Annotated in this window: 22 protein-coding genes; 14 read left to right on the top strand and 8 right to left on the bottom strand. The window is 45.1% G+C overall.

Features of this window, described 5'->3' with window-relative positions; translation table 11 throughout:
* Window positions 1-35 precede the first annotated feature (35 nt).
* On the bottom strand, window positions 36-1,193 hold the full coding sequence (locus DXX92_RS12205; protein ID WP_116000686.1) for an acyl-CoA dehydrogenase family protein: 1,158 nt from the start codon (window positions 1,191-1,193) through the stop codon (window positions 36-38).
* Window positions 1,194-1,440: 247 nt separating this feature from the next.
* Here DXX92_RS12205 and DXX92_RS12210 point away from each other — a divergent pair, with 247 nt between their 5' ends.
* Window positions 1,441-1,653, top strand: a complete 213-nt coding sequence (locus DXX92_RS12210; protein WP_116000687.1) for a hypothetical protein — start codon at window positions 1,441-1,443, stop codon at window positions 1,651-1,653.
* Window positions 1,654-1,681: 28 nt separating this feature from the next.
* Here DXX92_RS12210 and DXX92_RS12215 read toward each other — a convergent pair whose 3' ends face one another.
* Window positions 1,682-2,866, bottom strand: a complete 1,185-nt coding sequence (locus DXX92_RS12215) for an acetyl-CoA C-acyltransferase (protein ID WP_116000688.1) — start codon at window positions 2,864-2,866, stop codon at window positions 1,682-1,684.
* 373 nt (window positions 2,867-3,239) lie between these two features.
* On the opposite strand from DXX92_RS12215, the gene DXX92_RS12220 reads away from it, so the two are divergent.
* The 8 genes from DXX92_RS12220 to DXX92_RS12255 all read left to right on the top strand — a co-directional run bounded on the left by DXX92_RS12220 (window position 3,240) and on the right by DXX92_RS12255 (window position 12,138).
* Window positions 3,240-3,668, top strand: a complete 429-nt coding sequence (locus tag DXX92_RS12220; RefSeq protein ID WP_116000689.1) for a MerR family transcriptional regulator — start codon at window positions 3,240-3,242, stop codon at window positions 3,666-3,668.
* 196 nt (window positions 3,669-3,864) lie between these two features.
* Window positions 3,865-5,034: an isovaleryl-CoA dehydrogenase gene (locus DXX92_RS12225; protein WP_116000690.1), complete on the top strand. Its 1,170-nt coding sequence runs from the start codon at window positions 3,865-3,867 to the stop codon at window positions 5,032-5,034.
* Window positions 5,035-5,069: 35 nt separating this feature from the next.
* Complete coding sequence (locus DXX92_RS12230) at window positions 5,070-6,677, top strand: carboxyl transferase domain-containing protein (protein WP_116000691.1); 1,608 nt, start codon at window positions 5,070-5,072, stop codon at window positions 6,675-6,677.
* A gap of 6 nt (window positions 6,678-6,683) precedes the next feature.
* A complete protein-coding gene (locus tag DXX92_RS12235; RefSeq protein WP_245961473.1) occupies window positions 6,684-7,556 on the top strand; it encodes an enoyl-CoA hydratase/isomerase family protein in 873 nt (290 codons plus the stop codon).
* A gap of 73 nt (window positions 7,557-7,629) precedes the next feature.
* A complete protein-coding gene (locus DXX92_RS12240; RefSeq protein WP_116000692.1) occupies window positions 7,630-9,708 on the top strand; it encodes an acetyl/propionyl/methylcrotonyl-CoA carboxylase subunit alpha in 2,079 nt (692 codons plus the stop codon).
* Window positions 9,708-10,619: a hydroxymethylglutaryl-CoA lyase gene (locus tag DXX92_RS12245; protein WP_116000693.1), complete on the top strand. Its 912-nt coding sequence runs from the start codon at window positions 9,708-9,710 to the stop codon at window positions 10,617-10,619. Before DXX92_RS12240 ends, DXX92_RS12245 begins: the two co-directional genes overlap by 1 nt.
* Window positions 10,620-10,744: 125 nt before the next feature.
* Window positions 10,745-11,461, top strand: coding sequence for a CoA transferase subunit A (locus tag DXX92_RS12250; protein ID WP_116000694.1), 717 nt, complete (start codon window positions 10,745-10,747; stop codon window positions 11,459-11,461).
* 20 nt (window positions 11,462-11,481) lie between these two features.
* A complete protein-coding gene (locus tag DXX92_RS12255) occupies window positions 11,482-12,138 on the top strand; it encodes a 3-oxoacid CoA-transferase subunit B (RefSeq protein ID WP_116000695.1) in 657 nt (218 codons plus the stop codon).
* Between the two features lie 306 nt (window positions 12,139-12,444).
* On the opposite strand, the gene DXX92_RS12260 is transcribed toward DXX92_RS12255, so the two are convergent.
* On the bottom strand, window positions 12,445-13,254 hold the full coding sequence (locus tag DXX92_RS12260; protein ID WP_116000696.1) for a hypothetical protein: 810 nt from the start codon (window positions 13,252-13,254) through the stop codon (window positions 12,445-12,447).
* A gap of 503 nt (window positions 13,255-13,757) precedes the next feature.
* Between DXX92_RS12260 and DXX92_RS12265 the strand changes: the two genes are divergently transcribed.
* Together DXX92_RS12265 and DXX92_RS12270 are read left to right on the top strand one after the other, a co-directional pair.
* Window positions 13,758-14,117: a DUF3718 domain-containing protein gene (locus tag DXX92_RS12265; RefSeq protein ID WP_116000697.1), complete on the top strand. Its 360-nt coding sequence runs from the start codon at window positions 13,758-13,760 to the stop codon at window positions 14,115-14,117.
* A 147-nt stretch (window positions 14,118-14,264) separates the two neighbouring features.
* Complete coding sequence (locus DXX92_RS12270) at window positions 14,265-15,431, top strand: patatin-like phospholipase family protein (RefSeq protein WP_116000698.1); 1,167 nt, start codon at window positions 14,265-14,267, stop codon at window positions 15,429-15,431.
* Between the two features lie 16 nt (window positions 15,432-15,447).
* On the opposite strand, the gene fucU is transcribed toward DXX92_RS12270, so the two are convergent.
* The 5 genes from fucU to DXX92_RS12295 all read right to left on the bottom strand — a co-directional run bounded on the left by fucU (window position 15,448) and on the right by DXX92_RS12295 (window position 22,707).
* Window positions 15,448-15,885, bottom strand: a complete 438-nt coding sequence (gene fucU, locus DXX92_RS12275) for an L-fucose mutarotase (RefSeq protein WP_116000699.1) — start codon at window positions 15,883-15,885, stop codon at window positions 15,448-15,450.
* On the bottom strand, window positions 15,885-17,015 hold the full coding sequence (locus tag DXX92_RS12280) for a glycoside hydrolase family 172 protein (RefSeq protein ID WP_116000700.1): 1,131 nt from the start codon (window positions 17,013-17,015) through the stop codon (window positions 15,885-15,887). Before DXX92_RS12280 ends, fucU begins: the two co-directional genes overlap by 1 nt.
* 131 nt (window positions 17,016-17,146) lie before the next feature.
* The gene (locus DXX92_RS12285; RefSeq protein ID WP_116000701.1) at window positions 17,147-18,505 is read right to left on the bottom strand and encodes an MFS transporter; all 1,359 of its coding nucleotides are present in this window, start codon (window positions 18,503-18,505) and stop codon (window positions 17,147-17,149) included.
* Between the two features lie 188 nt (window positions 18,506-18,693).
* On the bottom strand, window positions 18,694-21,540 hold the full coding sequence (locus tag DXX92_RS12290; protein ID WP_116000702.1) for a TonB-dependent receptor: 2,847 nt from the start codon (window positions 21,538-21,540) through the stop codon (window positions 18,694-18,696).
* 393 nt (window positions 21,541-21,933) lie between these two features.
* Window positions 21,934-22,707, bottom strand: a complete 774-nt coding sequence (locus tag DXX92_RS12295) for an IclR family transcriptional regulator (RefSeq protein WP_116000703.1) — start codon at window positions 22,705-22,707, stop codon at window positions 21,934-21,936.
* Between the two features lie 191 nt (window positions 22,708-22,898).
* Between DXX92_RS12295 and DXX92_RS12300 the strand changes: the two genes are divergently transcribed.
* From DXX92_RS12300 to DXX92_RS12310, 3 genes are all read left to right on the top strand, one after another.
* Entirely contained in the window at window positions 22,899-23,195 is a 297-nt protein-coding gene (locus tag DXX92_RS12300) for a UxaA family hydrolase (protein WP_116000704.1), read from the top strand.
* A 1-nt stretch (window position 23,196) separates the two neighbouring features.
* Window positions 23,197-24,408, top strand: coding sequence for a UxaA family hydrolase (locus tag DXX92_RS12305; RefSeq protein WP_116000705.1), 1,212 nt, complete (start codon window positions 23,197-23,199; stop codon window positions 24,406-24,408).
* An 81-nt stretch (window positions 24,409-24,489) separates the two neighbouring features.
* Window positions 24,490-26,091, top strand: a complete 1,602-nt coding sequence (locus DXX92_RS12310; protein WP_116000706.1) for an aldehyde dehydrogenase (NADP(+)) — start codon at window positions 24,490-24,492, stop codon at window positions 26,089-26,091.
* Window positions 26,092-26,094: the final 3 nt, after the last annotated feature.

The following is a 26,094-nucleotide window of genomic DNA, read 5'->3' on the forward strand; positions in this document are numbered from 1 at the left end:
TAAACGTATCTAATAAAAAATTGCTACATGAATACTTAGAGCAATTGACCTGAGCCTTCGGCCAATAACCGACGGGCAATAATGACACGCATAATTTCATTAGTACCTTCTAAAATTTGATGAACACGCACATCTCTAAAATGGCGTTCCAGCGGGTATTCTTTGATATAACCATAGCCACCGTGAATTTGCAGCGCAGCATCACAAACTTTAAAGCCGATATCGGTGGCAAAACGCTTTGCCATTGCGCAATACGCTGTTTTTTCTGGGTCGTTATTATCTAGTTTAAATGCTGCCAGCCTGACCATTTGACGAGCTGCGACTAGTTCAGTTGCCATATCCGCCAATTTGAACTGTAAGCCCTGAAAGGCTGCGATAGGTTTGCCAAATTGTTCACGCTCTTGCATATAACTCATTGCGGTATTAAGCGCTTGCTGCGCTGTGCCTATTGAACACACGGCGATGTTGATGCGGCCACCATCAAGCCCTTTCATGGCAAATTTAAAGCCTTCACCTTCTTCACCGAGCAGGTTTGCAACCGGAACTCTGACATTATCAAAGGTAATTTGCTTGGTTGGCTGGGCATTCCAGCCGAGCTTCTCTTCCGACTTGCCATAAATAATGCCGTCGGTATTTGCCGAAATAGCGATTGCCGATATACCTGCGGCACCTTCGCCACCAGTTCGAGCCATCACCACTAAAATATCCGTTTCACCGGCACCAGAGATAAACATCTTAGTACCATTAATAACGTATTCATCGCCGTCACGTTTAGCCGAAGTGCGAAGCGATGCAGCATCTGAGCCGGCACCCGGCTCAGTTAAACAATAGGAAGCTAGCTTTTCACCAGTCACTAAGCTTGGGCACCAAGCCTGCTTGAGCGCATCTTTACCCCAGCTGGCAATCATCCACGTTGCCATATTATGAATGGTCATCATTGCCGTGGTTGCGGTGCAGCCCATCGCAAGTTGTTCAAAAATAATCGCGGAATCCAATCGACTTAAGCCTAAGCCGCCAGCCTCCTCTGGCGTGTACAAGCCACAAAAGCCAAGCTCACCAGCGCGAGTAATGACGTTTTTAGGAAAGATATGCTCGGCATCCCACTTGGCGGCATAAGGCGCCAATTCGGCATCGGAAAATTGCTTGGCAGTATCAGCAAAAGCCTGCTGATCTTCGGTCAGGTTAAAATTCACAAAAAGTTCCTCGATAAATCACAGATTAACCTTCACTATTGCCCCAGTCTTGCCGCTCAAAGTTAAAGACTAAAAGCTAGATACTAAAAACTAGATGCCAAAAGTTAAGCATCAACAATCAAGCACACTAATTCGAGTGCTCTACTTGTGTTGCCAACAGTTAGTCCGCTGTTTGTGCTTTTTAACAATTGCTATATTCGACCAATTTATTTTGGTTCTGTTCTTATTCTTGTTTGGGTTTTGACTTATGGCGATACCTTTAACAGTAACGCTGCCAGTACCTAAGCAAGTGTTAAAAAAGCCTGTTGTAATATATTTAGGTTGTTTACGATTATTGCTTATTTATACTAATCATCAGTTACATCTATTGATAATCAGCGTTATTCGCCAAGCCAGCGTTATTGTTATTTTTAATGCGAAGCCTCAATTGGCAGCCGCTGGCTTAACCTTTACGTTATAAAAAGCGCTATTAAAAGTGCTTTAAAAAGCTAGAACATTTCCAATGCAACTGCGGTTGCTTCACCACCACCAATACATAGTGATGCCACGCCTTTTGATAGGCCTTTATTTTTTAACGCGTGAATTAGCGTAACCATAATACGCGCACCACTCGCACCTAGTGGGTGACCAAGTGCACACGCACCGCCATTGATATTCACTTTCTCAACATCTAGGCCTAATTTATCAATACCTAGCATGGCCACCATGGCGAAGGCTTCGTTAATTTCAAACAAATCAACATCAGCAACTGACCAACCAGCGCGATCTAACAATTTACTCATGGCACCAACGGGAGCAGCAGTGAATTCTTCTGGCGCCTGCGCGTGCGTTGCATGAGCGATAATTTTACAAATTGGTGTTAAGCCGCGCTTTTCAGCTTCTGATTGCTTCATCAGTACCAGCGCCGCTGCGCCATCTGAAATTGAGCTAGAATTAGCAGCGGTCACCGTCCCGTCTTTTTTAAATGCTGGACGCAACGAAGGAATTTTTTCTGGGCGGGCATTACCCGGTTGCTCATCAGTATCAACAATCGTATCACCACGACGAGATGAAACCGTCACTGGCGTGATTTCATTAGTAAATGCGCCTGATTCAATTGCAGCATTAGCGCGAGATAAGGAGCGAATCGCGTATTCGTCCATGGCTTCACGAGTGTAATTTTCATCATCTGCCATTGATTGGGCAAAACAGCCCATTGCGACGCTATCGTTCGCATTTTCAAGACCATCCATCATCATATGATCAATGACTTGACCATGTCCCATGCGCATACCACCGCGAGCTTTTGGCAACATGTAAGGTGCGTTTGACATGCTTTCCATGCCACCAGCGACAGCGACATCAATCGAGCCGACCAATAATGAATCGTGGACATCCATGACTGACTTCATACCTGAGCCACACACTTTATTAATGGTATTGGCGAGTGTTGATTGCGCAAGCCCAGCACCTAAGGCTGCTTGACGCGCAGGCGCCTGTTTTAAGCCTGCCGGTAACACACAGCCCATCACGACTTCATCGATTTGATCTGAGCCTAAACCAGCTTGATCAACCGCAGCTTTTATCGCGACACTACCTAATTGTGGCGCGGTAACTGATGATAATGAACCTTGAAAACCGCCCATTGGCGTGCGCGTTGCTGAAACAATTACTACGGGATCTGACACTGACATAACCTAGTCTCCACTTTTACTTTTTTGCATATGGTATTGCATTTAGTGTTAATCGTTGTGCCACTAATGACTTAAGAACATTAGCGGCTCATATTGGTATTAATGGCGGCTAGCCTATCTTAAATTCACCTTTACGCCAACGTTAAGTCAAACCACAAACGGGCTAAATGCTGATACGAATTGGCAAATACTCTAGAGCAATCTCAAGCTTGGATCTGCCTTTGACGCAAAGTTAACTGCGCCAAACACTCGACTAGCTGTAACCTTTTGCTTACAAAAAGTACGATTATCTTAGCTAACCCTCAGCTTTACCTTAACGTAAACTTACCCTATATTGGTGAGCAAGTAAATTTTCATTATTTTCCGTTTTTATATGTCGAGTAACACACAAAGCCACGCCAAATCTGATGCCAGTGCAGCAGTTAAAACTTATGCCATTGGCGAATTGGCAAAAGAGTTTGATATCACCACACGTAGTATCCGCTTTTATGAAGATCAGGGCTTGTTAGCCCCCACCCGTCGCGGCCAAACCAGAATTTACAGCTTGCGCGATCGCGTTCGCTTAAAACTTATTTTGCGCGGTAAGCGCCTTGGCTTCTCGTTGGCAGAAACGGGGCGATTATTTGAACTCTACGATGTAGACAAGACCAGCGCGAAGCAGCTGGAAACCATCTTGGAATTAATTGCTGATAAAAAAGCAGATCTTCACCAGCAACTGGAAGACATCAAAATCGTGCTGGTGGAACTAACAAATTTAGAACAAAGCTGTTTAAACACCTTAGCTAAGGTAACTAATCGCTAGCTATACAACCAAGTGAGACTGTGCTTAACGACTAACTCAAAATAAAAATGATTAAGCACAGTCCACTACTTAAGTGCGCGCTGATTAAGTGCACTAAGCAAAATAAACATTACAACAAGAGCCATTTACAACGCTGATTATCTCGCCTACTCGCCCGCTCGAGTTGAGCAGTTAATCAAACAATTAAGGAACATCCATGATTGCCAGTTTTTCTTCTTTAAATTTTAACCTCGGTGAAACCGTTGACATGATCCGCGATCAGGTTAACGCCTTTGCCCGCGATGAAATTGCGCCACGAGCTGCACAAATCGATATCGACAATGAATTTCCGATGGATTTGTGGCGTAAGTTTGGCGATCTTGGCTTATTGGGGATGACCGTTGAAGAAGAATATGGCGGCACAGGTTTGGGTTACCTAGCACATGTAGTTGCTATGCAAGAAATCAGTCGCGCGTCTGCATCGGTTGGCCTGAGCTACGGTGCCATGTCGAACCTATGCTTAAATCAATTACGTAAAAACGGTAGTCACGAACAGAAACTAAAATACCTACCTAAGCTTTGCAGCGGCGAGCATATTGGCGCCTTGGCAATGTCTGAACCAAATGCCGGTTCTGATGTAGTCAGTATGAAGTTAAAGGCCGAGAAGCGCGGCGATGTTTACGTGTTAAACGGCAATAAAATGTGGATCACCAATGGCCCAGATGCACATGTTTACATTATCTACGCAAAAACCGATGTTACTGCTGGTTCAAAAGGCATTACCGCCTTTATTGTTGAGCGAGACTTCCCTGGCTTTAGTCGCCATCAAAAACTCGACAAGCTAGGCATGCGTGGCTCAAACACCTGTGAGCTAGTGTTTGAGAACTGTGAAGTACCGGCTGAAAATGTGCTTGGCGCAGAAGGCAAAGGTGTTGGCGTATTAATGTCGGGCCTAGATTACGAGCGTGTTGTCCTTTCTGGGGGGCCACTGGGCATTATGGACGCCTGTATGGATCTCGTTGTGCCTTATATTCATGATCGCCAGCAATTTGGTCAATCGATAGGTGAATTCCAGTTAGTACAAGGCAAGGTCGCCGATATGTACACCCAGATGAACGCAGCTAAATCCTATATTTATATGGTGGCACAAGCCTGTGATCGCGGTGAAACCACCCGTAAAGATGCCGCTGGTGTCATCCTTTATTCTGCTGAGCTAGCCACTAAGATGGCACTTGACGCGATTCAGCTATTAGGCGGTAACGGTTACATCAATGAATTCCCAGCCGGTCGACTGCTACGCGATGCCAAACTTTACGAAATTGGTGCTGGTACCTCAGAAATTCGCCGCATGCTGATTGGCCGAGAACTGTTTAACGAAAGTAAGTAAGGCAGTTTGTTAACGTATAAGTAAAGGCACAATCTATGGCACAAATTCAATCAAAGATAAATGCGCGAAGTCAGGAGTTTCTTGACAATGCAGCGCATATGCAGCAGCAAGTTGATGATCTCAATGCAACTATTGCAGATATTCAATTAGGTGGTGGCGAGAAGAGTCGCGAGCGTCATTTAGCTCGCGGTAAATTACTGCCTCGCGAACGCGTTTACCAGTTACTGGATGCCGGTTCACCATTTTTAGAACTTTCGCAACTAGCCGCTCATCAAGTTTATGATGACCATGTACCAGCCGCGGGTATTATTACTGGTATCGGCCGTGTTGATGGTCAGGAATGTGTAATTGTTGCCAATGACGCCACAGTGAAAGGCGGCACTTACTACCCGCTCACGGTAAAAAAACACCTGCGTGCTCAAACCATTGCCCAAGAAAACAACCTGCCTTGTATTTACTTGGTGGACTCTGGTGGTGCCAATCTGCCTAACCAAGATGAAGTGTTTCCTGATCGCGAACACTTTGGCCGCATCTTCTTTAATCAGGCCAATATGTCATCGCAGAATATTCCACAAATTGCCGTGGTTATGGGCTCTTGTACTGCTGGTGGTGCCTACGTGCCCGCCATGGCAGATGAGTCGATTATCGTTAAAGAGCAAGGCACTATTTTCCTCGCCGGCCCACCACTGGTTAAAGCCGCCACTGGTGAAGTGGTGAGTGCTGAAGAGCTAGGCGGCGCAGATGTGCATTGCCGAACTTCCGGTGTTGCCGATCATTATGCGCAAAACGATCATCATGCCCTGTCATTAGCACGCAGTGCCATCACTAACCTGAATCGCGTTAAGCCAATGCAGTTAAGTGTCAAAGAAGTCAGCGCCCCCGCTTATGATCCACAAGAGATTTACGGCATCGTACCTAAAGATGCACGCCAATCTTACGATGTTCGCGAAGTTATCGCGCGCATCGTCGATGGCAGTGAGTTTGATGAATTCAAATCCTTATACGGCACCACCTTAGTCTGTGGATTTGCGCATATCTTTGGCTATCCGGTTGGGATTGTTGCCAACAACGGTATTTTATTTGGCGAATCAGCACAGAAAGGTGCACATTTTGTCGAACTTTGTGCTCAGCGAAAAATACCCCTAGTATTCTTGCAAAACATCACCGGATTTATGGTCGGCCAGCAATATGAAGCGGGCGGCATCGCCAAGCATGGCGCCAAAATGGTGACCGCAGTGGCTTGTGCGCAAGTACCTAAATTTACGGTACTAATTGGCGGTAGCTTTGGTGCAGGTAACTATGGCATGTGCGGCCGTGCTTACGACCCGCGCTTTTTGTTTATGTGGCCTAACGCAAGAATTTCGGTAATGGGGGGCGAGCAAGCCGCTGGCGTATTAGCGCAAGTTAAATCAGATCAACTGGCTAAACGCGGCGAAAGCTGGAGTGCCGAGCAAGCCGCCGAATTTAAGCAACCGATCATCGATAATTACGAACACCAAGGTCACCCTTACTACGCTTCGGCGCGTCTGTGGGACGACGGTGTGATTGATCCTGCTGATACGCGCCAAGTGCTCGGCTTAGCCATTTCGGCTTCGCTAAATAAACCTATAGAAGAAACACGCTTTGGCGTGTTCAGAATGTAGGAGTTAATGATGAACTCAGTAAGCTCTTCAGCGACAGCTGGTGCAGTGAACACAGCGGCAACTAGCGCTAATAATCCAATAACAGACAAGGTACTTTTTGCTGTCGACAGCGATGGTAAAGGCCATGGTGTTGCCACCGTCACCTTAAACAACCCAGACAAGCATAACGCCTTTGACGATGACATTATCAGTCAGCTTACCCAAGTATTTAAAACCATTGCCGCAGAAGAGTCGATTCGGGTCATGGTGTTGGCGTCAACCGGGAAAAGCTTTTCAGCAGGTGCAGATCTAAGTTGGATGAAACGCATGGCATCTTACAATTATGAAGAAAACCTCAAAGACGCCAATGCCCTTGCCGACATGCTCTATACCTTAAACTTTATGCCACAAATGACCATCGCCCAAGTACAAGGCGCAGCCTTTGGTGGCGCTGTAGGTTTGGCGAGCTGCTGCGATATGGTTGTAGCCAATGACAAGGCAAGCTTTTGTTTAAGCGAAGTGAAACTTGGCCTGATCCCCGCCACCATTAGCCCTTATGTGGTAAGTGCTATCGGCTTAAAAGCGAGTCGCCGCTATTTCCAAACCGCAGAGCGCTTTAGCGCAGAAAAAGCCCTACAACTAGGGCTAGTAGATGAAATAACAACGAGCGAACAGCTTAGCGCGCAAGTTCAACAAGTGATCACTACCCTGCTCGCCAATGGCCCTGATGCCGTTAAGCAAGCCAAACAACTGGCGATGGATGTCGCTGGCCGACCTATCAACGACCAGCTGATTCAAGAAACCAGTCAACGCATTGCCGCGATTCGAGTCTCACCTGAGGGACAAGAGGGATTAACCGCCTTTTTCGATAAACGACCTGCCAACTGGCAATCAAGTTAAAAAGGCTGCGAATAAAATGACTAATACAATGACAACAACAGCACCCAAGCCCGCTAACGTAAGCTCAACCAAAATGTTTACCAAAATACTAATCGCCAATCGCGGTGAAATAGCCTGCCGCATCATTAAAACCGCCCGCAAAATGGGGATTGCGACCGTCGCCGTTTATTCAGATGCAGATCAAAACGCCTTACACGTTAATATGGCCGATGAAGCGGTTTATCTTGGTGCTTCACCATCAAAAGACAGTTACTTAAAAGCTGATAAGGTGATTGCTGCCGCATTGCAAACAGGCGCGCAAGCCATTCATCCCGGCTATGGCTTCCTCTCGGAAAATGCCGAGTTTTGTCGTCAGTGTGCCAACAATAATATTACTTTTATTGGCCCACCAAGCGAAGCCATTGAAGCCATGGGCTCAAAATCTGCCGCTAAAAACATTATGGAGCAAGCGCAGGTGCCGCTAGTGCCGGGTTATCACGGTGACAATCAATCAGAAGCAGTGCTCAAACAAGCGGCTGACGAAATGGGTTATCCAGTGCTGCTTAAAGCAACCGCTGGTGGCGGTGGTAAAGGTATGCGCCAAGTATGGTCGAGCGAAGAATTTAGCGATGGCCTCGCTGCCGCTAAACGCGAAGCTGCCGCGAGTTTCGGCGACGATACCATGCTGGTAGAAAAATACTTAACACAACCACGTCACGTTGAGATTCAGGTGTTCTGCGACAACTTGGACAAGGCCGTGTATCTGTTTGAACGCGATTGCTCGGTACAGCGTCGTCACCAAAAGGTGATCGAAGAAGCGCCGGCGCCACATATGAGCGAAGCATTGCGTGAGCAAATGGGACAAGCGGCGATACAGTCGGCACAAGCCATAGGTTATCGTGGTGCTGGCACAGTAGAATTTTTATTAGACACCCACCCAGAAACTGGTGAGCAAGCTTTCTACTTTATGGAGATGAATACTCGTCTTCAAGTTGAGCACCCAGTCACCGAATTTATCAGTGATCAAGACTTAGTCGAGTGGCAACTGCGTGTTGCCGCTGGCGAGCCATTGCCGAAGCAGCAAAATGAATTAGCCATCAATGGCCATGCCTTTGAAGCACGTATATACGCGGAAGACCCAGCCAACGACTTTTTGCCAGCAACTGGTCAGCTGACATTTTTACAAACACCTCAAGAAAGCGAACACGTTCGGGTTGATACGGGTGTGCTGCAAGGGGATGAAGTCAGTGTTTACTACGATCCAATGATTGCCAAACTGGTCGTGTGGGATGAATCTCGTGAAAAAGCACTGCAACGATTAAGCAAAGCGCTGGCGGAATACCGCGTTAACGGCGTGACCACGAACATCGACTTTCTGTATAACTTAGCAACTTGCCAACCTTTTGTGGATGCTGAGCTAGATACTGGCTTTATCGAAAAGCATCAGGCGCTTATTTTTCATAGCGACCAAAAAACGTTAGCGCAAGAGTTACCAATGGCTGCACTTTACCTGTTGCTCAAACAAGCAGATGAAGCACAGCAAATTGCCAATGCCAGCACAGATCCTAATTCCCCGTGGTATCAGGCGATTGGCTGGCGACTCAATCAAACTAACCAAGTATCACTGTCACTAGCGCATTCGACTGCGGACAGTGAGCAAATATACGACATTACCAGCGTGCAACAGCTGAGCAGCAACGGGGATGTTGTTTATCAAATCCAGATTGGCGAAGCGCTGCATCACTGCCAAGGGCAAATTGATGGCAACCAGTTAGATTTTATTATTGATGGCTATCGCGGCAATGCGCAGATTGCGATTAACGATTTAGCAGACTCCAACAACAAGCAAATTAGTCTATTCCGCCCTAACGGCGCATTCAACTTCACCCAAGTGCTACCTGATTTAGGTGACAACGATCACCAAACGCACGCTGGCGGTTTATCTGCGCCGATGAACGGCACTATGGTCGCGGTACTGGTCAACGCTGGTGATACTGTAACTAAAGATCAACCATTGGTGATCATGGAAGCCATGAAAATGGAGCATACCGTCAAAGCCCCTGCCGACGGCACCATCACCGATGTGTTCTTTAGCGCAGGCGATATGGTTGATGGTGGTGCAGAGCTACTGAGCTTTGAAGCCACTGCAATTACAAACGCGGAGAACAGCTAATGGCGATGCCCTCAGCCGTAAAACTGGTCGAAGTTGGACCACGCGATGGCCTACAAAATGAAGCACAGCTCATTAGCGCTGCCGATAAAATTGCACTGATCAATCAGCTTACCGATGCTGGCCTAAGTTATATCGAAGCAGGCAGTTTTGTCTCCCCTAAATGGGTACCGCAAATGGCGACCTCAACTGAGGTCTGCCAAGGAATAGATAAAAAAGCAGGGGTCACATACACTGCCCTAACGCCAAATCTTAAAGGTTTTGAAGCTGCGCTTGATGCAGGCGTAGAAGAAGTCGCGATTTTTGGCGCAGCCTCAGAAGCTTTCAGTCAAAAAAATATTAACTGCTCTATTAGCGAAAGTTTAGCGCGCTTTTCCCCAGTGGTAGCCAGCGCACAGGCACATGGCATCAAGGTTCGAGGCTATGTGTCTTGTGTGCTTGGCTGCCCTTATGAGGGCGAGATTGCACCAGAAAAAGTGGCAGATGTCGCAAAAACCTTAATCGAAATGGGCTGCTACGAAGTCTCCCTTGGCGACACTATTGGTGTTGGCACACCTGCCAGTGTGAAAGCCATGTTAACGGAAGTCACTAAGCAGGTTCCCATCGACAAACTGGCCGTGCATTTTCATGATACTTATGGACAAGCACTCGCCAATATTTACTGCGCATTGCAACTGGGCATTAGTGTAGTAGACAGCTCTGTCGGTGGCCTAGGTGGCTGCCCTTATGCTGAAGGCGCTTCTGGTAATGTTGCCACAGAAGATGTGCTTTACCTGCTCAATGGCCATGGCATTAGCACAGGCGTTGATCTAGAAAAAGTTATTGAAACCAGTTGGTTTATCAGTGACAAACTGGGACGACCGCCGATGTCAAAAGTGGCCAATGCGTTAGCAAGCCAAATGAGCACAAGCTAAGCGCTAAAAATTACAACTATCAATAAAAACAAAAATACATATAAAAATTAAGTACGTACAAAGCTACGTAAATAAAAGACAACAAGCGTTAGAAAATGGGGACACAATAATGATGAGGTTTGACTATGGCTGGATTTGATAAAGTCGTTGCTAGCTACCAAGAAGCGTTAGCTGATCTAACCGATAACATGACCGTAATTGCCGGTGGCTTTGGTCTTTGTGGTATTCCAGAAAATTTAATCGCAGAAATTAAACGCAAAGGCACCAAGGGCTTAACAGTCGTTTCAAACAACTGTGGGGTTGATGATTTTGGCTTAGGTATTTTATTACCCGATCGCCAAATTAGAAAAATTATCGCCTCATATGTAGGCGAGAACGCCGAGTTTGAACGACAAATGATGTCGGGCGAACTTGAAGTAGAGTTGACACCACAGGGGACCTTAGCAGAGAAAATGCGTGCTGGTGGTGCTGGCATTCCCGCCTTTTTTACCGCAACTGGCTATGGCACCCCCGTTGCAGAAGGCAAAGAAGAACGCGAGTTTAATGGTCGCCAGTATATTTTAGAAGAAGCCATTAAAGGGGATTTTGCCATCGTCAAAGCATGGAAGGCCGATCGCTATGGCAACTTGGTTTTCCGTAAAACCGCACGTAACTTTAACCCGATGGCTGCTACTGCCGGCAAAATCACGGTTGTTGAAGTAGAAGAAATTGTTGAGCCAGGTGAGCTCGACCCAGATCAGATCCACACCCCTGGGATTTACGTTGACCGCCTGATCCAAGGCAGTTTTGAAAAACGCATTGAGCAGCGCACTGTTCGCTCAGCTCACTCAACAGACTCATAAGCGCGCATAAGGAGCACATCATGGCATTATCACGTGAACAAATTGCAATGCGCGTTGCGCAAGAGCTAAAAGACGGTTATTACGTTAATCTAGGTATTGGCATCCCAACATTAGTCGCCAACTATGTCCCACAGGGCATGGAAGTCATGTTGCAATCAGAAAATGGCTTACTCGGTATGGGGCAATTCCCCACCGAAGAAGAGTTAGACGCCGATATGATCAACGCCGGCAAACAAACGGTAACGGCAATAACAGGTGCGTCGATTTTTGACTCGGCGGAATCATTTGCCATGATTCGCGGTGGTCATGTTGATTTAACAGTTTTAGGCGCATTTGAAGTAGATATTAACGGTAATATTGCTTCTTATATGATCCCAGGTAAACTGATTAAAGGTATGGGTGGTGCGATGGATTTAGTCGCCGGCGCGGATAACATTATTGTCACCATGACCCATGCCTCAAAGCATGGTGAGTCAAAGTTACTGCCTAAATGCAATCTGCCGTTAACCGGCAAAGGTTGTATTAAAAAGGTACTAACAGATCTCGCCTTTTTAGAAATAAAAGACGGTAAGTTCCACTTGCTTGAACGCGCCCCCGGTGTTTCCGTAGCAGAAATCGTTAAACTCACCGCTGGTGAATTAGTGGTGCCTGAGCAAGTGCCTGAAATGCAGTTTTAGCGCTTTAAAGCAAGTTTTTAGCTAATTAGATCATTTCTTCAAATATAGCCGTTATCTCATCGCAAAATTGATAACGGCTCGCTATTCCTAACCCACGGTTCATAGCTCACAGTTCCTAGCCCAATGCTTCCTGCTCCCCGCATTCATCAATGGCAAAGACTTAGGACTACTGAGCTTTTACCAATCATTGTTGAGCACTAGTTATTGGGCATTAATTATTGAATGTTAAGCATTGATTATTAAACTTTCCAGTTTGAAGTTTTGGGCTCTTAACGCAACTAGACTGCATCGCAAATTTAGCTGCCGCTAGTTATCTAACCAGTGGATCAAAATATCCATATTATTTATCCGATAGCTCATATGTAGCCGACCATCGCTATCTATTTTTAATTCCATCGGGGCAGATTGTTGACCGGTAAAATTAGGATCTGTGCTGTTAACTATAGTAATAAAGTAACCACCATTTCGATAACTCATCGACCCTTGGTATTGATAGCGCGCCATATTGCCCCAACCGTCGACAATAACAAAGTCAGTAATCCATTGAGCACTATTACTTGAGCGCTGACTAAACTCGATAGAGCCATTTACGTTATCGGTTAAATCAATGCCATTTTCAGCGTAATCGCTTAATTGCCATAGCCCACTTGGAAAGTAAATTTGTGGCTGATTTTTTCTTTTAGGTTCAAATACAGGTTCAGCTTCAGGGTCAAATTCCTGTTCGTTGCTATTGTCTTGATCTGGTAAGTACCCACTGTCACCTTCGTCACGGCCATTAAGTTCGTCATGGCCTAAGTCGTTGTCTAAGTCATCTGCTTTTGTATATTCACTGTTATCGCTAAAGTCTGGCTGTGCAGGTTTTGGTAGGCCTACTGCGGGTTTGTCTGCACTGCTACCACCCACTTTTGCGTCGCTAGGCAATAAGCGAGGCACGAGTAATAAGCCGATACCAAGCACTATCAAAATAATTGAAGGGTTACTCACGTTAACCTTAATACCAAACCCTTCGACGTTATTCTGGTTAGCACTCTCTTTCTTACCAATGGCGAACATGATTACGCCTACAACAATCAGTAGACAGCCAACTAACATCACAATATTGTCAAAAAAATCCATGATTATTGAGCGTCCTAGGTTCCCGATAAGTTTCAATAATTATAGACGGTTATCACTAACTCTTTAGACTGCCTTAGAGTTACAACCCAAGTAAAAGCGCGCTTTTTAACCGCCTTTGTTGCAAAGTGTTACCGGATTTGATACTAATTAGGGTGACAAAGAAAAGGCAAAGTATGTGAAAGCATGCTACGCAAAGCCACCGGTCTAAGGACGAAACACAGATTGTTAAGTGTTTGTATGTTGATATTAGGTCAAATTGTCATTAACTGCGTTAAGCTCGCTTAAGTAAGCTTATCAAGGACGTAGAATATCGGCAAAATAGGAGTCTTGCCCTTACCTCAAGTTGTAAGTATGACGTTCAGTTACTGAACAGTCTCCACCTTTATCGTAAGCAAATTCTCATCAATTTATCGTCTATGACAGCGGAGTTACCTCATCAAAAGGGTACGTTCCAGTGGTTTTTTCTTTTTTCTAACACTCAATTAGCTTTAAGGTTATTAAAAATGAAAAAATTATTACTAGTTTCTACCATCACAGCTTTAACTTTGACGTCTGTGGTTACTGCACCAAAAGCCAACGCAAATGACATTGCACAAAGTGTATGTGAATACGTGGCAGCTGATGACAAAAAACGCATGCGTTCATTCTTAAAGACGAATAAATTAAAAGTACGCAGTATTTTTTCTGGTATTCAATGTAATGGTCAGAACTTGTTGGAGTTTGCCGTAGCGAAAAATTCTGTAAAAACAGGTTCGATGATGATTAAAAAATTATCTAAGAAAGTTGTTTCTGCAAATTTAAATTCTCTACAGGCAGGATCGCAACCTTTAGTGGATGCTGCTAACGCTCGCGTTAGTAGTTAATTATTAACTGGTAGACACTAGTAATAATGTTTTGCTAGTTGATAATTCTTATGTCGCTAAAACGAAAAAGCCAGCTTAACCGCTGGCTTTTTTTTCGCTAAGCTAATAGTTAGTGATTCGCCGTACTTGCAAGGAAGCTCAACGTTAATGACGCCAAAGAAAACTTATAAAGGTAGTAAAACAGCTTTACTCTTAACTGGTGGAGGCGCACGCGCAGCCTACCAAGTAGGTGTACTCTCGGCTATCGCGAAATTTATCCCGCGCAATCACGGCATACCTTTTCCGATCCTTTGTGGCACATCAGCTGGAGCAATTAATACCACTGCGCTCGCCTGTTATGCCTCGTGCTTTCACCTCGGCGTAAAAAAGCTGGAGTGGATATGGAAAAACTTATCGTGCGATCGTATTTATCGCACCAATACAGCAGCCGTTTTTAACAATATATTTTCCGGCTTTGCTGCAGGATTTCAGGCAGACTATGCGCTTAAAAGACCGCGTAGCCTACTTGACAACGCGCCACTGCGCCAGCTGCTCAATCAGGTTATCGATTTTAAGCGCATCGACCTTAATATAAAAAACCACTACTTATCATCGCTATCGATTACAGCATCAAGCTATAGCAGTGGTGATTCGATGACATTTTATCAGTCAGCCAGATCTATCGAGCCATGGGTCAGAGCAAAGCGACTCAGTCAACGATGCCAAATTGACAGCGAACATTTAATGGCATCTGCTGCAATTCCGTTAGTTTTTCCTTCAGTAAAAATACGCCATCAACACTATGGCGACGGCTCAATTCATCAGTTATCACCACTCAGTCCCCCTATTCACCTAGGGGCAAAACGTATTTTCATCATAGGTGTCGAACAACCTAAACAACCAATTCACCCAATGGAAAACAACCCTCACCCGCCAACATTAGCCACGGTCGCTGGCCATATGCTTGACTCGGTGTTTTCAGATACACTGCAAAGTGATCTTGAGCGAATGAACCGGATGAATGCCACGCTAGCACTAATCGACCCCAAAGTTCGTGCGAAAAAAAGTGGCTTGCAACAAATTGGCAGTTTTTTAATTAACCCAAGCCACGACTTTAATGCCCTAGCCAGCGAGTATTATGAATACCTGCCGGTTGGTGTTCGTTTGATGCTAAGAAGTGTTGGTGTAAAAAATGACCCTGAATCGAGCTTATTGAGTTATCTGTTATTTGATAAACATTATTGCGGAGAATTGATCAAACTCGGCTTTAATGATGCCATGGCACAAGAGCAAGAAATTAGAAGCTTTTTAGCCTTAACTAATGAAATAGAGTAACTTAATGGAATAGCTTTTAGCTGCTCACCTGCGTTACGCCTTTTTTCAAAATAATGTTACCGTATTTTCGTGTTTCTCCGGTCATTACTACGGCAAATGCTTGCTCTGCCCGCTGATAAAAGGCAAATCGTTCAGCTTTAGCAATACTAGCATGATCCGGTTGATGCTGGCTTAGCTTCGCTTGATAGTCTTGTTCAACTTGCGGGTCAGCACTATCGCCCGCGACCACTTGCATCATCACTGCTGGCGATTCCACATATTGATCGAGCTGCATTAATGGTAATATCGCATCCAGTAAATCAGCCACTTTTAAGCCGTCAGCTCGAATAACCTTCTGGTTAAAGCTATGGCCAGGAAAATGCGCATCAGCGAGGACAATTTCATCGCCATGCCCCATCTGATAAAGCGCGAATAACAGCTCAGGGCTGATCAGTGGGCTAATGTTATTAAGCATTAGTTCACCTCCAAAAAGTCTCGATGTGGCAATTCAGGAAATGCCTTACTTGGCAAGGTTTGGTACCAGAACGACACTGATGAAATATCGTCTTGTAGTGGTAAGTACCTGCGCTGCTCAACATCGCCGCCCCAGTTGCCAAAATCACGCCAGCCAAGCGCTTGAATATCAACGCTTAACTTTTGCTCAAAGCGAATAGGATCAGGAATATGCCAGCGATACATACCAAATCTATGCTGCGATTTATACACGCCATCTGGTCGTTGAACTTCCGGCACGCCGGCATAGGCGGTGGTGTACTCGGTATAAGCATTAGGGTGGCCTTTCACTGCCGTGCCAATGTCATAATTATATGAGCCTAAAAAGTAATCCTCGGTACCTGTGCCACAAATGGTTGGAAACTCGCTATCATCATCAATATAGAATTTGATTTCACCTTCACCCCACCAGCCGTTATTGTTAACCCCCCAGGTCATATAAGTACCTACATATTGACCTTGGCCTTCAACACCATCTAATAGTGTATGTAACCCTTTATATGGCACAGGGTTAGTGCGGCGAAACTGGGCGTGGAAATAAGCACAATCTTCTGGCACGTTTGTTTCGGTGTAATTAATTTGGTAGTAAACCACCAATTTTTGTAGCGGGTCGCGATTCTCAATAGTGATTTTTGCGCTCTTTTGATAAGGCATTTCCCAGAAGCAATTAAACGCTAAACCTGGGTTAACCGTAACAGGCAGTGATGAGACATGGGCATAGTCTTCCAGCCCACAACAGAAAAAGTCCCCTAACGGCACTTCTACTGACGGATGAGCTTGATCGTCCCAATACATGCGCAAGATAAGATCACGCTTTTTCGGGCCAAGTGTCGTCATCCATATTTGCTGAATCGCGCCACCAGTTTTGATATCAGCTAAGGTAAAAGTGTCACCCGGTGCCACTTCAACACACGGCGATATTTTCCAGCCTTGCCCTAAATCTCGTCCCGGCCCGGCTCCCATGCCTTCAGTTGCCATGCCGCCTTTGCCTGGCTCGCCAGTAAAGTTTTCTGCGGAAATTGAACGGGATTTTGCTTTCGATAAACGAGATAAATTGCCTAGGTTCATCCCCAAACCATTAAAACCTGTCATAACTACATTCTCTTTTTGGATTAGCTTTGTATATTCAATTCTTATTTAATGCGTTTTATTATTTTTTGGTCATTTATTTTCATATCAGATCATGCAGAGCTTCAGCTTATACGACGGCCCCAAAGAGAGCATCACGCTTGTTCTGCTCTCATCAGCTGCAAACGCTCAGCATTATCTTTTACTACTTCTGCAGTAAGCTTCATGCGATGTAATACGAATGCGGTTAGTACAAAACCAATGGCAGGAACTATGGTGAATGTCAGTAATATACCGTCGACTGTTTCACCACTTTGATCTACACCGCCACTTTGGTAACCGTGAATAGCCAATAGGTAAGTTGCTAGCGCGCCACCAATGGCAAGCCCAACTTTTAATGCGAAAAGCGTAAATGAAGAAATCAGACCATCTAAGCGGCGGTTTTGTTCGAGCTCACCGTAATCAGTGACTTCTGCCATGGTTGAGAAAATAAGTGGTGCCATCATTTGATTGAAAAAGCCGACGAAAAACTGCACAACCATTATTACCACCAACTGATTGGCTGGGATGAAATAAGTTCCTGTAGAGAGCAAGGCGCTTAACAAACACAAAAACACCCAAGCCTGCTTTTTACACATCAATTGCGTTAACTTGTTTGCCAGAGCACTACCCAACATACCGCCAATCATCCAAAGCGATAAAAACAACGAGACCATAGCTGCTGCGTTTTCTGCATAGTAGGTTAAGTAATATACGCCTGTTGTTGCTTTTACCGTTTGAGCTGTCACCATCACGAACACTGCGAGTCCGAGCAGTCGCCACTGATCATTACTAAATACCCGTTTAATGTCCGTTTTAAAGTTTCTTGAACCGTTGTTTACGGGCTTAACTCGCTCTTTTGTCGAACCCACACAAATCACAAATAGCACGACGGAAAGCACTGCCATCACCATCATTGCCTGCTGATAACCTAGTGCTTTATCGCCTGCGCCAAGATAATCAGCTAACGGTATAACCCCAGCAGTAACAATCAAACCACCACCTGTCGCGGCGACAAAACGATAAGAATTTAGCGATACGCGCTCATTTGGGCATGAGGTCATCACACTACCAAGCGCGAAATAAGGAATATTGGTGGCAGTAAATAGCATCATTAATACTGCGTAGGTGACATAAGCGTAGAGAGTTTTACCATCAAGGCTAAGATCTGGCACAGTAAATACAAGGACAGAAGCTAGCGCGTAAGGTATACAAAGAAATAACAAGAAAGGACGGTATTTACCCCAGCGCGACTGATTGCGGTCAACAATGATTCCCATCACAGGATCGGTTATCGCATCAAAAATCCGAACAAATAAGAAAATTGCAGTTACCGTTGCCGCATCTAAGCCATATACATCGGTATAATAAAAGGCGAGTAATAATACAACGGACTGGTAAACAAAATTACCCGCCATATCCCCTAAGCTAAAACCAACCTTTTCCCCTACAGATAACTTGTGTACACCATGCATCCACAACCACCTTTAATATCATTTTATTATTATATTTTTTATATACTTAACAAGTGAGCAAATATGATTTACTGATCTTTATCACATCATTGTATGGTGATAAATTCAACACCGACCACTTACTTTGCTTCTATTTTTGCTTCAAATAAAAAGCCGGAGCAAAATGCTCCGGTATTAGCTTAGAACTGTTAGAAATTTCCTCTTACGCCAAGCGCAAAACGGGTTCCAACATGAGAAGTTGAATAGTAGCGTTTTTGGCCTGCGGGCAAGATTTGGAATACATCCTGATCTTCATCGGTTAGATTGATGGCATTCACAAAGACAGTGAAGTTCTCATTGATGTCATAACTAGCCGATGCATCTAATTGAGCATAGTCATCATTAAACAGCTGCCCACCGATACCTATTGCACTAGGCTCTACTAAATAATCGCTGCGACTGCTGTAAGATAAGCGTGCTTGAAACTCGTCAGCTTCGTAGTAAGCCGTCAAGTTGTAGCTTACTTCCGACACCCCCGGAAAATCGATATCTTCACCCGTTGCTTCAAACTCTGCAGAGTTTTCAGTCAATGTTAGGTTGGCGATATAACCAAAACCAGATTCAAACGCGTGTTGGTAACCAAACTCTAGACCTGTCACCTGCGCTTCACCTTGGTTGTCTGGCAAACTAATTTGGTCAACAGCAATTGGTGCTCGAGTACCGTCGAGCTCAACACCTACCGCTCGGATCGGCTGTCCAGCTACTTGACTCACATTGTTATTAGTTACATTAGCAATAAAATCTTCAATTTCTTTGTGGAACAAGCCTAGGTAAACAGCACTACTTGGTGCAAAATACCACTCTAAGCCCAAGTCATAGTTATCTGATTCATAAGGTTTTAATGCTGGGTTACCACCTGAAAGTGATACGGCAAAGTTATCACCATTTAGATTAGTTGAAGAGTTTGCATTAATACTAAACGCAGGTGCTAACGCATTGAAGGTTGGGCGTGTTAGCGATTTATTTGCCGCAACACGCAAGAACAAGTCATCACTTAACTCAAAGCGCAAGTTCATGCTCGGCAATACATTGGTATAGGTATCGTCAAACTCAATTGGCGTTGCTGCCCCCGTAGTTAAACTATCAAAAACTGTTGTATCCATACCACCAGCATCTGTGATAACAAATTCCGCATCAGACCCCATAACCGTTTGCTGGGTCATTACAATACGCACGCCAATGTCACCCACAAATGACACATCACCTAGTTCACCGTCTAGATTCAGCTGAGCGTAACCCGCGTATGTTTCTTCTTCCACTTCAAAAGAACCGAATGGATCAGCTGTTAATGCTGGTACCGTCCCCGCTGCAAAAGCAGCGCGTGCGGCAGCGTTATCTGGGAAAACCAGCGAATTGAAAGCAAAATTGGAGCGCCACATACCATCGAGGAAATCACTCGCCCCTTGGTTAAAGCTGCCAACATCCGCTAGGGTGATGTTTTCGCCCGCCACACCGATGCCGTTACCATTAGAGGCGCGGTCAATTTTCTTTTCACGCATGCGCAACCTAGCCCCCATTTCAATGCTTGAGATAAAGTCATGATCAATGTCACGAGTGGCATCAAACTGCAAAGCAATCTCTTCATCTTCATTGGTTGCAAAGCGGTCATCAAATACAGAAATAACATAGTTAGCAGGGTTGCCAAGATCAGCACTAGCACCCTCACCTATATTGGTTTGGGCAATATCAAAGCCGCCTTGATTTATCGTGGTATTGAAGGCAAATGAACCATTGTTGGCATCGATTCGTACGCGGTCAAAGGTATTGTCACCTTCTGCTTTAGAGTAGCTTAAATCCGTGGTTAGCTCCCAAGCACCTAAGCTCTTTTTGTAGTTTAAGCCGATTGAGAACAAATCATCTTCGTAGTCTTGTAAATCGGTTGTTAGCTCTGGGCGAAGTGAGGTTGGATGACTAAAAAACGTACCGTCTTCAACCAAATTCCCCACTTGCACACTGCCATCCAAGTTGACAACAGCACCTGCATTAGCTAAATCACCGTCAAAGATAATGGGTAGAAAAATCAGGTTTTGATGACTCTCTTCCACTTCGCGCTTACTGTAAAGTAGATCTAAAGTTAGGTCAGAGTCATTTGACGCCCACTGCAAAGTCGCCATGGCAGTAATACGCTCACGATCTTCTTCATAAGCTTCTGCGTTATTCGACAACGGGAAAGGCACATCATTCGGACTAGCATCACCAACACCATCATTATTGGTATCTAATTGATTGCTAATACCAAATGAAGGGAACCAACCAAAGGTGCGTGAAAAGTCTTCGCGAATTGAGCGCTCAGAATAGGCAATAGAACCAAGAAAACCAAAGCTTTCATCGTCATTTACCCAGCTATATAGGCCAGATAGCGCAGGGTCTGTCTCTTCATTAAAGTCGCGATAATTCGCAGTGACCGAACCAACAAATTTGTTGCCAGTAGAAAGCGGTTTAGCGGTATGCAAGTTAACTGAACCACCGATCCCACCTTCTACTTGGTTAGCAGAAAATGACTTGTGCACTTCTAAGCGGTTAATTACTTCCGACGGGAGAATATCAAAATTCGCAGCACGACCAGTACTGGTGACAGCATTACCGTTGAAAATGGGGTCAACGGTTTCTGTCGCATTCAATAATGAGCGGCCATTGACTGTGCCGCGCACAAAATCTGGGCCTAAGCCACGAATAGAAACAAAGTCACCTTCACCACGACTACGTTGAATAGACACCCCCGTGACACGTTGTAATGCTTCGGCTACGTTATTATCAGGCAACTTACCAACATCTTCGGCACTAATAGCGTCAACAAAACCTGTTGCGTTTTGTTTTACATTTAAAGCGCGATCTAAACTACCGCGAATACCTCGAATTTCGATCACTTCAACGTCGTCAGTATCAGCTTCAGACTCATTTGACTGTTGTGCATAGGCGTTGCTTGAAGCAAACGCGGTCATGCCCATTAGCACCAACGAAATAGCTTCACTCACTTTATTCTTGCGAATTGCCATGTTACTTCCCCGTTTTCTACTTGTTGTATGTAATTTTGTATATCTAGTTTAATTTTATATTTTTTGTAAATGTAAAAATAATTTTCACATCTAAAAACCTACAACCTAATGCTTACCTCGTCAACCAAGAAAGTGTAAAAAACCACCAGTTATTTATTTAACGTAATGTTTTATATGAAAATATTTGTTATCAAAAAGACAGAAATAGAACCTTAGACAGGTTTTTCATAGCATCATGTGCATCTTGAAAGCGTACAGGCAAGCCACTAGCGGATGTGCCTAACATGTTGAAAGGCCACGTTTAACAACAACTGATATCGCGTTAATGGTCATCCAGCATGATGTGACAGCTAATGCTGTAAACACGAGGTTATTACTAGCCTTGGCGATATACTAATCGCTGCTGGTATAGCCTAACTGCTGAGAAATACTGGCTGCCGCTTGGGCAATGTAGGATTTGGATTCTTCCAATGTGATTGGGTGGGAGCCGTCAATGTAATCAACGAATGGCACAACGAGCGCAGCTAAAATATCACCAGAGCTATCAAAAACAGGGTAACCAATATCCATCACGCCCTGCACTTGGCGGCTGCGGATCGCTTCATGACCTGCTTTTACAATTTGCGATGAGATATTGGCAAAGCCTTCGATATCAGGCTTTGGGTGATGTTCAGGAATACTTTCCATCATAAATTCAAATTTCTCAGCACTGGCGTAAGAGAGTAACACATGACCGGAGCAAGTATTCATCAGTGGTGCCGTTGCCCCCAAACGAACACTGAAGGTTCGAGATGATGGCGAGTCTTGCTGTGCAACAACATGGCCATGGCCATCAAAGAAAGTGACTAAATGGCAAGACTGTTCAATGGCAAAGGCCAAACGTTTAAGCACTGGCCCTGCAACACTAGTTAAGCGTTTAACTGGTGGGTAGCGATTCGCCAGGCCAAATAATTTAAGCGATAAACGGTAACGATCAGAACCCTCACTGGTCTCCACGTAGCCGCGTTGCTCCAGCACCATCAACATACGAAACAACTCACCAACCGATTTATCTAGCTTTTCGGTAATTTGAGTAACTTTTAGCCCTTCTGCTTCTTGAGCAAGAAGTTCGATGATATCTAGCCCTTTTTCTAACGCTGGTGCTGAGTACTGTTTCTTCGCTGCCATAGTGCTTACCGCCTGAGTTCTTGTAGTTTTTATTATCGTCGAAGATATCTGAGCACTAGGGTGATTTCAAATATAAAACTAAAATTTATATTGACACTGATTAAATTTCGCCCTAATTTCATATTTAAAATTAATTTTTATATTTAAATGCGTGACACGTTTCACGCTCAACTTTGGGGTTAAGAGCGCTAATGCAAACAAAATTTGTACGAGTAAATGCAAACGACAATGTGGTGATTTGCTGCCAACGCATTAGTGCAGGTGAGCAAGTCACCATTGGTGAGCAGCAGTTCACTATGACAACGACTATCGAAGTTGGTCACAAAGTCGCAAGCCAAGCGATTGGGCTCGGCGAAAAGATTATTCGCTACGGCGTACCTATCGGCTCCGCAACTACCGACATAGAGTTTGGCGAGCATGTTCATCTGCACAATATGAAAAGCGATTACATTCCCAGCCACACGCGACAATCAAGAGTGGGAGAATAAGATGAGAGGTTTTAAACGCGCAGATGGCCGCAAAGGTATTCGCAATACAGTAGTGGTGGCCTATTTAGTGGAATGTGCTCATCACGTTGCCAAAACTATTGTTGCCAAAGTTGATCATGATGATGTGCAATTGATTGGCTTTCCCGGTTGCTATCCAAACGATTACTCCCTGCAAATGATGGAAAAACTGTGCACGCACCCTAATGTTGGCGGCGTACTATTAGTGTCGCTGGGCTGCGAAGGTTTTAATCGTGAACAACTTATTGGCACCATTGAAGCAAGCAAACGCCCGGTTGAAACCTTAGTCATCCAACAATGTGGTGGCACCAAATCGACGATTGACCTTGGCGTTGCTAAAGCAAGCGCAATGCTTGGTGATATTGCCAGTGTTGAGCGGGCAGATCTTGATGTTTCAGAGTTAGTAATTGGCACTATCTGCGGTGGCTCAGATGGCACCAGTGGTATGAGCGCAAACCCTGCCGTTGGCGTTAGCTTTGATCTGTTATTAGCACAAGGTGCTACCTGTATTTTTGAAGAAACTGGCGAATTGATTGGTTGCGAACAAATCATGGCAGAGCGTGCAGAAACACCTGAGCTGGGTGAAGCACTACTTGCTTGTGTAGAAAAAGCTGAGCATTACTACACCAAAATGGGCTACGGCAGTTTTGCACCCGGTAACGCCGAAGGCGGTTTGACTACGCAAGAAGAAAAATCGATGGGCGCTTACGCCAAATCAGGCTCTTCAAAAATCAACGGTATTATCACTCCTGGCGAAATTCCGCCAAAGAATGGCCTATTCCTAATGGATGTGGTGCCTGATGGCGAACCTATGTTCGGCTTTCCCAATATTTCAGACAACGCGGAAATTGTTGAGCTTATTGCCTCTGGCGCATTGATGATTTTATTTACCACAGGACGAGGGTCTGTGGTCGGTTCGGCGATTTCGCCCGTGATAAAAATATGCGCCAACCCAGAAACTTATCGCAACTTAAGTGAAGACATGGACATTAATGCAGGCAGCGTCATTGACGGTAACCATACGGTTGAGGATATAGGTCAACAAATTTACGACTGTGTACTTAAGGTTGCCAGTGGCCAGCAAACCAAGTCGGAAGCACTCGGCCATAAAGAGTTCATCTTAACCTATAAGCGCTTTAACACTAGCGACACAACGACCATTGAGGCGATCGGGCCTGCTTGTTTAGCTCATTAGCAGTACCGACTAACAAGTAGTATGCAAAGAACAAACTAAATCACGAATAAAAAGAACAGGAAATTCTGTGAGGTTAACCAAATGAACACTGTATTTGATACACACTCGATGATTGCTGGCCAATGGTTTGAAGGCAGTGGTGATAGCTTTGAATCTTGGGACCCAAGCCTAAACAAAGCGATTGCAAACATTAAAAGCTGCACCCTTTTGGATGTTAATGCAGCGCTAAGCGCAGCTGTTGAAGCGAAAACCTTGCTAGATACCAAAACCAGCGCTGAGATAGCAGAGTTCTTAAATGTACTTGCGGATGAAATTGAAGCATTAAAAGGTGCATTTATTCCTGTTGCTATGGCGGAAACTGGCTTACCTGAAGCACGCTTGCAAGGAGAAACCGGTCGAACTTGTGGGCAAATTCGCGCCTTTGCTGCCTTAGTGGCAGAAGGTAGTTGGCGACAAGCGTCAATAGATACAGCTGATCCCAATCGCCAGCCCGTACCTAAACCCGATGTTCGTGCGATGAATATTAGCTTGGGGCCAATTGCCGTATTTGGCGCCTCTAATTTTCCATTTGCTTTTGGCACCCTCGGCGGTGACAGCGCAGCAGCGCTTGCAGCAGGCAACCCTATTATTGTCAAAGGTCACCCTAGCCACCCACTCACCTCACGTTATTTTGCACAGGCGATAGCTAATGCCTTACAAAAAGCTGATTTTCCAATGGGCACTTTTTCATTATTACAAGGCTGCGGCACCGAACTGGGTAGTGAGCTAGTTAAGCACCCAGAGATCAAAGCTGTTGGCTTTACTGGCTCGTTAGGTGGTGGACGCGCACTAATGGACATTGCCGCCAAACGAGCAGAGCCTATTCCTGTTTATGCGGAAATGGGCAGTATTAATCCTGTGTTTATTATGCCGGAAGCGTTAGATAGTCGCTCCGACGCTATTGCCCAAGGACTTGCTGGTTCAATTGCCATGGGCTGCGGCCAATTTTGTACCTCGCCGGGACTTATTGTCTGCCTTAATAGTGAGTTACCCAAACTATTAGCACATTACTTAAGTGAGCAAACACCCGGTGTCATGCTTAACCCCGGTATCGCCGATGCCATGCAAAGTGCATTGGCTAGTCGCCAAAACAATAGTCGAGTAGAGTTCTTAACTGGTGGGCTAAGCGATACCCCATTGACGCCAAAGGCGAGTTTAATGCAAATAAACGCTGCTGATTTTCTTGCAAGTGGTCAATCGATAGCTGAGTACAGTGAAGAAATTTTCGGGCCAGCATCGCTAGTCGTTAACTGTGAATCAACCGAGCAAATGCTAGCTGTAGCGAAGAGTCTATCGGGCAACCTTACGGCTACAATACATGCCGATGATTACCAATCACAAAGTTTAAGCGCCCTACTCAGCCTGTTAAAGCCACGCACAGGCAGAATTTTATTTAATGGTTTTCCAACTGGCGTTGAGGTTTGTCAGTCAATGCAGCATGGCGGCCCATATCCGGCGTCATCATTTGCCCACGCCACCAGTGTTGGTACTGCTGCCATCAGCCGTTTTGTAAGCCGTAATGCGTACCAAAACTGGCCTGACGAATTACTGCCTGTTGAATTGCAAAATGACAACCCAATGGGGATTTTGCGCATGATAGACAACCACTATAGCCGCACGGCAATCGCAATTGAAAAGGCCTAAGCT

Origin of the sequence: Thalassotalea euphylliae (genome assembly GCF_003390395.1) — a bacterium.
Lineage (GTDB): Bacteria > Pseudomonadota > Gammaproteobacteria > Enterobacterales > Alteromonadaceae > Thalassotalea_F > Thalassotalea_F euphylliae_C.